Consider the following 7,073-nt stretch of genomic DNA (forward strand, 5'->3'; position numbering starts at 1 on the left):
GGCCCATTTACTGCCCTATATTTCATTAATATAGAATGACTATATCAATAAAATCTATGTTGCAAATGAACCTCGGCCCTAACTCTGAGTTGTGCACAAACTTAGTGGGATTGGTATAAGGTCACTTGGTTGACCTTATTTTAGCTTTTTTTAGTATGGTGGATTATGAATCGTCCTTTAACTGACGATACAAATACTGACTCGAAAGCCGCAGAGTTATACGACTTTACGGTTATTGATCCTGATGTGTGTCACCGCGCTCGCATGAGTCGCGATGAACGTTTTGATGGCCAGTTTTATACCGCGGTACTAAGTACAGGTATCTATTGTCGACCGATCTGCCCTGCCCGCTCCCCGAAAGAAGAAAACGTTCGTTATTACTTCAGTGCCGCACAAGCTGAGCATCAAGGATACCGTCCCTGCAAACGCTGTCGTCCCGAATTAGCGCCGCAATCTCGCCACTCGACATTATCATCCATGCTGGAGCAGGTTAAAGGAGATCCCGGTCTCAAAGTAAAAGACCTTGCCGCATCACTGCAAATCAGCGAACGGCAATTACAACGTCAATGTCAGGACGCCCTTGGGATGACACCTAAAGCTTTTATCAACCAACAGCGTGGTATTTTTGCTCGTCAATATCTGATTGGTTCTGACTTATCGGTTAATGACGTCGCTTATTTGAGCGGGTTTAATAATCTCCGTAGTTTCAATCAACACATAAAAAGCCAATATGGTTGCAGCCCTAAAGAACTTCGTGAACAACAAAATCGACCGGTAGATAACACCCAGAGCTATGACTATCGACTCAATTATCAAGGCGATTTGAACTGGCCATCGATGCTGTCATTTTTAAGGGGAAGACAAATTCCGGGGGTTGAATATGTTGACGAAAATAGTTATCAACGCAGTATAGAAATTGACGGTATTACAGGCTGGTTTAAGGTAACCAATGCCAGTGATAAGAAACTCAATATCAATGCTCTGAATTTAGAAATTTATCTCACTGATTATTCGGCACTGGATAAGGTCGTGCGCCGAGTCCGACATATGCTCGATTTAGACTGTGATCTTGAACAAATTCGCAAAACGTTAAGCAGTGATAACCGGCTTGCAACGATTGTGGCTGACAATCCAGGGCTTCGCCTTCCCGGTTGTTGGGATATTTTTGAATTTACCATTCGTGCCATCCTTGGCCAGCAGATCACCGTAAAAGCGGCAACAACCCTTGCTGGCAGGATTGCCAATCGTTTTGGTACACCGGTGACGTTTCCCAACAGCTTAAGTGCTAAGGTCGATAACCTGTTTCCAACGATTGATTCTATGATGACTCAGTGTTTCGGTAATTCTGGTGAGCTAAAGGATTTTCAAGACCTTGGCATTACCACCACACGCCAAACTACCTTGCTGGACTGGCTGAGCTTTTACCAGCAACATCAGCATTGGTTTAATCCACAGGTAGATTTTGAAAAGTTCGTCGATTTATTGTGTCAACAAAAAGGCATTGGCCCCTGGACCGCCCATTATATTGCGATGCGCGGTGTTGGCGTTGTCGATGCGTTCCCTGCCGAAGACTTAGGGATTATTAAGGCGCTGGCTGTTGATGGGGTAAGACCGAAGAAAAAAGAGATACTACAAAGCGCTGAAAAATGGCGACCATGGCGAGCCTATGCGGCCATTTATTTGTGGCATTCGCTTAGTAATTAATATTGGTACAAGAGACAATTAAAAGAGAAAAAACTATGTATTATCATATTTTTACAAGTAAATTTGGCGATATTGCGTTGCTGGCCAATGAACAGGGGCTTACTGAGCTAAGCTTTCAACAAGGAAATGTACCTATCGACATCAAAGCCGAGTATCAACACGCACCAGAAAAATTTGCTAAGGTTTGTCAGCAGTTAACCGAGTACTTCGATGGTAAGCGTACGGAATTTAGTGTCAAACTGGCGCCCGTTGGCACCCAGTTTCAAAAACAGGTTTGGCGAGCTCTACAGAAAATACCATTTGGCAACACCTGCAGTTATGGTGAGCTGGCGAACAGTATTGATAATCCGAAAGCCGTTCGTGCCGTAGGTACGGCAAATGGTGCAAATAAAATTGCCATCATCATTCCCTGTCACCGCGTCATTGGTGCTAATAAAACGCTTACCGGATATGCCGGTGGATTGGATTTAAAGGCAAAATTACTCTCCCTTGAGGGTGCCGACTTTAAAGCGAAATAAACGCAATTAATTGGCGTAATTTCGGGAATACGGAATTTAGAGCGCAGTTTTAGCTGCTCACAGACGGCAGTGAATCTTAATGCCTTTTCTGGTCACTGAATTCTCCACTCTGCATGCTAATTTTGTTATCATCTTTTCACATTGAAACGCTCGATTAGATAACTTAGATAAGATCAAAATGGAAGTAGTACTGGTTAGCCTGGGGCTGGCAATCATCGCCTTTATGGTTTGGAAACTCATTCAAGCCCGACAATACAATGGATTTATCGATTGGTTAAATGTTGAGATAAAGCCGCAGGTTCTTGAGACCATTGAGCAGGAACTTATCGAGTCACGCTGCAAGTTAACGCCAAACAACGAAACCCATATCCAAGCCACCAAAGCCTATTATGGCGCCTACCCTATTCGTATTTTTGAAGCAGCACTAGCCCGTGAAATTATCCCGGTAGAATGGCTCAACGCTCGCAAACATAAACGTTTTGCTTCACACATGATGGCAGCACAAGGCCAATATCGGGTCAAAGCGAACTAAACGGGAGCAGAGACTCCCTGAGCAAGTATCGCAGCCAATACTCCAAGCACGTGACAGAAAACGTCACTTCGGGTACACAATCAAAGATTGTTCCGGGTTGCCGACATGGACGTTGACATGCAGAATTTCTCAGGAACTGAAAATATGTAACCGCGACATAATTCGTCGCTCCCAGCTCGCTGATGTCATCAGCTCCGAGTACACGCGGTTCATAGCAAAAGCAAAAACCTTGGGTCATACCCATAGGTTGATCTCACAGTCATTAACGGCCTGTTAGCAACTTCTCATGTACAAAATTTGATTTCCCCAACACGACAAATAAAAAATCTCCTTTATACTGAAAATTAAGCAATATTTAGCTTCTACTCTATTGTTTAGAGTCGGCTGTACTATGATTAGAAACTAATTGGGAAACCTTTTGAATGGATTCAACAAACGACGTTGGTAGTTCGGTGCTTCAAATCCATTCAGGAGACAATGATGTTCAAGATAAAACGCTTTGTAAGTTGCCTAATACTTACATTTATAATGCTGTCAAATCCACTCTTCGCGGCAGACAAGCCAAATATTCTGGTAATTTGGGGCGATGATATTGGCTGGCAGAATTTAACTTCCTATGGCCTCGGAGTTATGGGGTACTCGACCCCAAATATCGACCGTATCGCCAATGAGGGACTTCGATTTACCGACCATTATGCTCAACCCTCTTGCACTGCAGGACGAGCAGCCTTTATTACTGGTCAGTATCCAATTCGCTCAGGGATGACCACCGTTGGACAGCCCGGCGATTCGCTAGGCTTGAAAAAAGAATCACCGAGCCTGGCCGAGGTATTGAAAGATGAAGGCTATGCAACGGGCCACTTTGGTAAAAACCATCTTGGTGACCGCAATGAGCACCTACCAACGGTACATGGTTTCGACGAGTTTTTTGGTAATCTATATCACTTAAATACTCAGGAAGAATCAGAACAACGCGATTATCAAAACTTTGGTAAGCAGTTTTCCGGTGACATAGAGTCCTATGAAAATAAATTCGGTACTCGTGGTGTCATTCATTCTTTTGCGACAGATAAGAATGATAAAACCGAAGATCCAAGATTCGGAATGGTTGGCATGCAAACGATTAAGGATACCGGACCACTAACGCAGGAGCGCATGAAAAACTTTGACGAAGGCGAAGTTATTCCCAAAGCGTTTGATTTTATGAAGAATGCCAAAAAAGATGGCAAACCCTTCTTTGTCTGGCTTAACACCAGTCGCATGCACTTATACACCCGCCTGAATGACAAATGGCGTTATGCTGCGGAACAATACACATCAGAGGCGGATTATCACGGTTCTGGTATGTTGCAACACGATCATGACATCGGTCTTGTGCTCGATTTTCTCGAAGACAACAAACTCGATGACAATACGATCGTCTGGTATTCCACCGACAATGGTCCAGAGCACTCTTCGTGGCCGCATGGTGCCACCACACCATTCAGGGGCGAAAAAATGACGACTTATGAAGGTGGCGTTAGAGTACCTTCAATGATCCGCTGGCCTGGTAAGTTTAAAGCAGGAGCTGTCTTAAATGGCATTCAGGGGCATCAGGATATGTTTACCAGTTTGGCCGCCGCTGCTGGAGTTAAAGACGTCGCCAAAGACATGATGGACGAAAAGAAACAGTACATCGACGGGGTAAACAATCTGCCTTATTGGATGGGGGAATCCGATAAATCAGCCCGTAATCACATATTCCACTACTATGAGTCAAAACTTACTGCGGTTCGAATAGGTCCATGGAAATTCCATTTTTCCACCAAAGAAGACTATTACGCCAACGTGATCCCAAGAACGGTTCCATTGGTATTTAATATTCGTATGGACCCGTTTGAAACTTACGATAACAGTGATTCCTATGGACACTTGTTGCAGAAGGTTTCCTGGCTTATTCAACCTATGGGTGTATTGATGGGGGCACATTTGCAATCACTCGCGGAGTACCCGCCAGTGCAAGGTGGTAAGTCGTTTGATATGTCAAACGTAGTCGAAGAATTTATCAATAAAGCGAAGCAATAGCTTCTGGTTTCCGCTCAAGTGCAGGTAGCTCTCACCGAGTTGCCTGCATTCATTAACTTTTTCTATGACTGGGTAATATTGCATTAGGTCGATTTAGGTAATCGACCCAATGACGCAGGTGCGTATATCCTTGAACGCCTAACAGCTCACTATAGTCATCCCAATCTGGATCAGAATAATGCAACAAGCTCCAGTCAGTTTCTTTAAGCAAAATTTGAATTCCAATACAAACGGCTCATACTTTTAAGTAATTCCAATCACATTAAATTATTGCTCACTTAGTGCGAATTTAATGTGATTGGTATAAGTTCAATTTTCCGGAGCTGTTATGGATTTAGAAGAAAGAGATGAAGGCGTTATTGCCGTTTTATTTAAGCGCTTTGAAGATATAACCTACCCCAAAATTGAACAGATGCGCGAAAAGGTAAATGGCGGCGGTGTACTTGATGACAGAGAAATCGCTTTTTTAGATAAAACCTTTAAAGACGGACATCAGGTTCTGTCCGTGTTAAAACGTCATCCGGAATATGATGCATTGGCCAAAGGTGTCATTTTGATGTACGAAGAGATCATGACTAAGTCCCAGGAAAACAGCAGAAAGTAGCAGCGATGGGCTCATAGCTTGAAAAGATCTGACCCCATTGCCTTGACTAGCGTTTTTTAGGTGCCTGACGACGTTGTTGATGTTTCTTCACATTGCGGCGAATTTTACGACTCTTGGTATTATCAATACGCTTTTCATCTACCTTCACTTTTGACTGGGTTTCCACCGGCAACTGCACCAGTTTGCGATAATAGTTAACGTCCTTTAACCCCAGCTCCAGCCAGCCACCTAAAGGCAGTCGACGCTCCATCGCTAAATCGCCATATCGCACCCGGATCAGGCGTGAGACCTGCACATCCTGACTTTCCCACAAACGACGGACTTCACGATTACGTCCTTCGGTCAACACCACATGGAACCAATGGTTGCGACCTTCTCCACCTTTGTAAGTGATTTTCTTGAACTTGGCCATGCCATCTTCAAGCTGAACACCATGGCGTAAACGCTGTAACATGGCTTCATCAATTTCTCCGAATACGCGCACCGCATACTCGCGCTCTACCTCATGGGAAGGATGCATTAAGCGATTGGCTAGTTCACCATCATTGGTGAAAATCAGCATACCGGAGGTATTGATATCCAATCGACCAACTGCAACCCAACGACTGCCTATAATTTTCGGCAGCCGATCAAAAACCGTTGGACGTCCTTCCGGATCTTTGCGGGTACACATTTCCCCTTCCGGTTTGTTGTATACCAAAACCCGGCAAACATGTTCAGTCGCATCTAAGATTTTTACCGCGTGACCATCAAGGCGTATTTGTTCGGTGCCTTCTACACGATCCCCCAAATAAGCGACTTTACCATCAACGCTGACTCGACCGGCGCTGATCATGGCCTCCATCTCACGACGGGAGCCTTTGCCAGCACGAGCCAGCACTTTTTGCAATTTTTCAGACATTTATGTTCTCTAGGGCAAAAGCCAATTTAAGCCTCTGCGGTTTCTAACTGTTGTTCAACCTGTTCAGTATCCAGGTTAATTTCAGAAGCTGGCATTAATTCGGGTAATTCCGCCAGTGATTTTAATGAAAAATAATCAAGAAATTCGTCGGTCGTTGCCAGCAATGCAGGACGTCCAGGAACTTCTTTATGACCCACCACTTTTACCCAGTTTCGTTCCTGCAATGTCTTAATTATATAACTAGACACAGAAACGCCACGAATATCTTCGATTTCACTGCGAGTGATAGGTTGACGATAGGCAATGAGCGATAAGGTTTCCAACATAGCGCGCGAATATCGAGGCGCTTTTTCCTTCCATAATAACGCAATTTGATCGGCGTGCTCATTCGCCGCCTGGAATCGAAAACCACTGGCCACTTCAACCAACTGAATACCACGTTTTGCATAATCGTCTTGCAATTCTCCTATGATGGATTGCAGTTGCTTACGGCTTAATGCAATGTCATCTTCCAATATGGTTTGTATGGCATTAACAGATAACGGGCCATCGGCCACAAAAAGCATGGATTCAATAAGGTTTTTCAATTGCTGATTATTATTCATCGGTTGCCTTCCCTTTTCATACCTTTTTCGACACGTAATTGCTTAGCGCACTATACCTGCCAAGGTGTCTAATACCAATCACATTAAATTATTGCTCACTCAGTGAGAATTTAAAGGCTTTTAGGCAAGGCTTTGATTGCAGAGA

General features: G+C 44.1%; 7 protein-coding genes. 5 read left to right on the forward strand and 2 right to left on the reverse strand.

The window, feature by feature from the left end; genetic code table 11:
- The first annotated feature begins 165 nt into the window (after window positions 1-165).
- The 5 genes from ACHUFQ_RS16805 to ACHUFQ_RS16825 all read left to right on the forward strand — a co-directional run bounded on the left by ACHUFQ_RS16805 (window position 166) and on the right by ACHUFQ_RS16825 (window position 5,422).
- Window positions 166-1,704 (forward strand): DNA-3-methyladenine glycosylase 2 family protein, encoded by a 1,539-nt coding sequence (locus ACHUFQ_RS16805; protein ID WP_394177007.1) that lies wholly within the window; start codon window positions 166-168, stop codon window positions 1,702-1,704.
- 35 nt (window positions 1,705-1,739) lie between these two features.
- Complete coding sequence (locus ACHUFQ_RS16810; RefSeq protein ID WP_394177008.1) at window positions 1,740-2,222, forward strand: methylated-DNA--[protein]-cysteine S-methyltransferase; 483 nt, start codon at window positions 1,740-1,742, stop codon at window positions 2,220-2,222.
- Between the two features lie 178 nt (window positions 2,223-2,400).
- Complete coding sequence (locus ACHUFQ_RS16815; protein WP_394177009.1) at window positions 2,401-2,754, forward strand: hypothetical protein; 354 nt, start codon at window positions 2,401-2,403, stop codon at window positions 2,752-2,754.
- A 480-nt stretch (window positions 2,755-3,234) separates the two neighbouring features.
- On the forward strand, window positions 3,235-4,818 hold the full coding sequence (locus ACHUFQ_RS16820) for an arylsulfatase (RefSeq protein WP_394177010.1): 1,584 nt from the start codon (window positions 3,235-3,237) through the stop codon (window positions 4,816-4,818).
- A gap of 328 nt (window positions 4,819-5,146) precedes the next feature.
- Window positions 5,147-5,422: a hypothetical protein gene (locus tag ACHUFQ_RS16825; protein WP_394177011.1), complete on the forward strand. Its 276-nt coding sequence runs from the start codon at window positions 5,147-5,149 to the stop codon at window positions 5,420-5,422.
- Between the two features lie 46 nt (window positions 5,423-5,468).
- On the opposite strand, the gene rluB is transcribed toward ACHUFQ_RS16825, so the two are convergent.
- Together rluB and scpB are read right to left on the reverse strand one after the other, a co-directional pair.
- A complete protein-coding gene (rluB, locus tag ACHUFQ_RS16830; protein ID WP_394177012.1) occupies window positions 5,469-6,323 on the reverse strand; it encodes a 23S rRNA pseudouridine(2605) synthase RluB in 855 nt (284 codons plus the stop codon).
- Window positions 6,324-6,349: 26 nt separating this feature from the next.
- Window positions 6,350-6,928, reverse strand: coding sequence for an SMC-Scp complex subunit ScpB (scpB, locus tag ACHUFQ_RS16835; RefSeq protein WP_394177013.1), 579 nt, complete (start codon window positions 6,926-6,928; stop codon window positions 6,350-6,352).
- Window positions 6,929-7,073: the final 145 nt, after the last annotated feature.

This window comes from Thalassotalea litorea (assembly GCF_043642205.1).
Lineage (GTDB): Bacteria > Pseudomonadota > Gammaproteobacteria > Enterobacterales > Alteromonadaceae > Thalassotalea_A > Thalassotalea_A litorea.